General features: G+C 59.6%; 3 protein-coding genes. All 3 read left to right on the top strand.

Annotated features, from left to right (window positions below):
* Window positions 1-135: 135 nt before the first annotated feature.
* Genes GGD61_RS39985 through GGD61_RS39975 form a run of 3 tightly spaced genes read left to right on the top strand, consistent with a single transcriptional unit; the run spans window position 136 to window position 3,349 of the window.
* Window positions 136-1,353, top strand: coding sequence for a tyrosine-type recombinase/integrase (locus tag GGD61_RS39985; RefSeq protein ID WP_183232536.1), 1,218 nt, complete (start codon window positions 136-138; stop codon window positions 1,351-1,353).
* Complete coding sequence (locus GGD61_RS39980; RefSeq protein WP_183232535.1) at window positions 1,350-2,327, top strand: tyrosine-type recombinase/integrase; 978 nt, start codon at window positions 1,350-1,352, stop codon at window positions 2,325-2,327. Before GGD61_RS39985 ends, GGD61_RS39980 begins: the two co-directional genes overlap by 4 nt.
* Window positions 2,324-3,349: a tyrosine-type recombinase/integrase gene (locus GGD61_RS39975; RefSeq protein ID WP_183232534.1), complete on the top strand. Its 1,026-nt coding sequence runs from the start codon at window positions 2,324-2,326 to the stop codon at window positions 3,347-3,349. The genes GGD61_RS39980 and GGD61_RS39975 overlap by 4 nt, the downstream gene beginning before the upstream one ends.
* Window positions 3,350-3,447 lie beyond the last annotated feature (98 nt).

Here is a 3,447-nt window from a genome sequence, read left to right as displayed (position 1 = left end):
CTCGACTTATGTGCAGCCCGCAGTGATGTGGAGTCGTATCGATCTCCCCGCTATTAACAGCCGTCTCGACCGTTCCTACTCAACATAACTGACAGCGGTAGCTTGGTTCTCCCAACCATCCAAAAGGGGGCAATCATGCTCGAACACCTATTCCGGAAGGTTCACGCGTTTTACTCGGGATCGCCCAATGGCGCCTTGTTGGAAGATTTCGCCACTTGGCTCATCTCGGCTGAGTACGCCCGACCCACAGCCTGCCGTCACGTGCGAGGGCTAAAGGAAGCCTTCGACCTGATGGGCTCAGCGCCGCTTGATTGGGAGGCCGGCGTTTCAGGAAGTTTTTTGTCGCAAGCATTTGCCTCCGCGTCATTGCAAGGCACCCGATGCGCCGTTGAACGGTTTCTCACCGCGAGAAGGCGGCTCGTCAGAGAACCAGCACCAGACCCGTTCTCACTGCTTCTTGAGCGCTACAGTCGACATCTATCGGAGGTGCGTGGCCTTACCAGCTCGACCCTAGAACAGCACATCGCAACGGTGAAGAGCATGCTCGCGCACGCTTTGCCAGCTGACGCCCCGTTGCATGCGTTATCTGCCGCTGCAGTCGAGCGGTTCGTGATGACCGAAGCGCGGCGGATTAAACGACAGACCCTCCAGCATGTTGTTGCTCGCCTTCGTGCTTTTCTTCGGTTTTGCTTCGACCAGGGCGAGATCCAGCAGCGGCTCGACGTAATTGACGCGCCGCGCGCCTACCGAGGTGAACTGCCGCCTCGGGCCCTGGCATGGCCGCTTGTCCAGCGGCTGCTGCGTTCCATCGACCGATCGAGCCGGCTTGGTTGGCGCGACTATGCGATCCTCCATTTGATGGCGCACTACGGCCTGCGGCCCTCGGAGATCGTCGCGCTGACGCTTGCCTCCATCGATTGGGAGAGCAGGACGCTCCGTGTCAACCAGCGCAAGACCAGATCAGATCTGATCCTTCCTCTGGCCGAACAAACCATACGTATTCTCAGACACTATCTGCGCCGCGGCCGGTCCGGCGGGACGCGCCCTGAACTGTTCCTCCGCGCAAGCGCCCCGGTGGGTCCTCTCACGCACTACACGATAGCCGATCTCTACCAAAAACGTGCGCGTCAGAGCGGTCTGCCACTGCAGGGTACATCCTCCTATTGCCTGCGCCATTCATTTGCGATGCGTCTGCTCGACCGCGGCGTCGGCGTGAAGGTAATTGGTGATCTGATGGGTCATCGTACCTTGGAGAGCACCTGTGTCTATCTCCGGCTGCAGACCGGAGCCCTCCGCGAGGTCGCGCTTCCTCTCCCGACGGCGACCATCAGCATTGAGGAGGACGCCGCATGAGTACGACATTACCGGGCAGCGCGTTCAACCAGGTGGTCGACCGTTATTTGCGGAGGCAACGTTCACTCGGGCGCGCCTATGTTCATGAGGAGCGCGTATTCGACGCTCTGCGTCTATTTCTTGAGAAGACCAGCTCTACCGACCTCGATCAAGCGCGCTTCGAGGCATGGTGCGCATCACAATCTCATCTCTCTGTAAACACGCGGCGCAACCGCCAGCGTATCGTGCGCAACTTCTGCCTCTATCGTCGGCGGACCGAGCCAACTTGCTTCGTTCCGGATATCAACCGCCTCCCACGTCGGTGTCCGCATGCACCGCCGGTCATCTTTGGAGCGGCCGACGTTGCCAAGATGTTGGCTGCAGCCGATCGTTTGGCGCCGACCTCGACGTCACCGCTCAGGCCAGCCGTGATGCGGCTTGCCGTGGTCCTGCTCTATACGGCAGGGCTCCGTCGGGGCGAACTGCTGCGCCTTACACTGGCCGATGTCGATCCGCGCCACGGCATTTTGCACATTCGGGTGTCGAAGTTCCACAAGTCGCGGATCGTCCCGTTGTCGCCGGACGCAGCTCGGGAGCTGAGGTCGTACCTCCGGAAGCGGCTTCGGCCACCTCTGAGCTGCTCATCGGATTCCCCTTTGCTTTGCAACAGCAAGGGGCGGGTGCGCGGCTACACGGGTACTGGCATCCGGCAAGGAGTCCAAGCTCTGTTCCGAGCAGCCAACGTTTGCGGCACCGACGGACGAACCCCGCGGGTTCATGATTTTCGTCACAGCTTCGCGGTCGGGTCGCTGTTGCGATGGTACCAGCAAGGTGCGGATGTCCAATCCAATCTGCCGAAGCTTGCGATGTATATGGGGCACGTCTCGATTGTTTCGACTGCCTATTACCTGCGCTGGATTCCGCAACTCGCTGCTGCGGCCAGCGATCGGCTCGAGACGCATTTCGGCCACCTCATCACCGGAGGTGCCGCATGAGATCCCAAAGACCTAACGACCTCGGCAAGGGCATCGAGCGGTTCTTCCGCGAGTATCTTCCGACTCTCCGGGGCACCAGCCAACACACCATACGCAACTACCGGGATGCCATCGTGCTGTTCTTGCGTTTTGCTTCGTCGCAAACAGCCAAGGCTATTGAGGATCTCGACCTCGTCGATTTCACAGCGAAGCAGGTCCAGGACTTCCTGGCTTTTCTGGAGGCCGAGCGTCACAATGGCGTCGCCACCCGCAATGCGCGGCTGGCGGCACTGCATACGTTTGCTCGCTTTCTCGCAACCGAACAGCCCGCCTATCTAGCCGAGCTGCAGCGTGTGCTAGGTGTACCGTTCAAACGCGGCGCGCGTAGCAAGCCGATCGAATACCTTGAGCCGCAGGAAGTCGAGGCGTTGCTCAAATCGATCGATCGCTCCACACCGGGGGGCAAGCGCGACTATGCGTTATTCGCGCTAATGCTCAACACTGGTGCCCGCGTTCAGGAGATACTCGATCTGCGGCTGTGCGACATCCGCACCGATCCTCCTCATCAAGTCCGACTGCACGGCAAGGGTGGCAAAACTCGATTATGTCCAATTTGGCCGCAAACCGCACAGCTTCTCCAAGAGCTCTCGAACAATGTCGCTCATTCAGGGGGCAGCGAATCTCCGCTGTTCGTGAACCGCCAGGGCAACAAGTTGACCCGCTTTGGCGTTCGTTACCTGCTCAAGAGGCACATCGGAGTCGGAGCCAGGGCAACCCGCACGCTGCAGGAGAAGCGGATCCATCCTCATTCCTTGCGACATACGACCGCCATCTTTCTCCTGAAGGCGGGCGTCGACTTCGCGACCATCAGTCAATGGCTCGGACATTCGTCGCTGAACACAACCATGACCTATGCAAGGGCGGACATCGATCTCAAACGTCAGGCGCTTATGCAGGTGTTCCCTGAGATCCTCGCACCGCCTCGTGCCGGGCACGTCTCTTCTGCGACGATCAACATCGTTGATTGGCTGAAGAGATTATGACCTACAGGCAAATTATGTGGAGTTGGCGGCTATCAAAACCCGGACCGGTGCCGGCTTTTGGCCCTCAACTCCACATCACTGCGGGCTGCACATAAGTC

This window comes from Bradyrhizobium sp. SBR1B (genome assembly GCF_014198205.1).
GTDB lineage: Bacteria > Pseudomonadota > Alphaproteobacteria > Rhizobiales > Xanthobacteraceae > Bradyrhizobium.
Note: the sequence above shows the minus strand (reverse complement) of the source record. Positions and strands in the feature narration are given on the sequence as shown.

Coding starts and splice junctions, on each gene's coding strand:
- GGD61_RS39980 (WP_183232535.1), top strand. CDS start 1,350: ATGAGTACGACATTACCGGGCAGCGCGTTCAACCAGGTGGTCGACCGT.
- GGD61_RS39985 (WP_183232536.1), top strand. CDS start 136: ATGCTCGAACACCTATTCCGGAAGGTTCACGCGTTTTACTCGGGATCG.
- GGD61_RS39975 (WP_183232534.1), top strand. CDS start 2,324: ATGAGATCCCAAAGACCTAACGACCTCGGCAAGGGCATCGAGCGGTTC.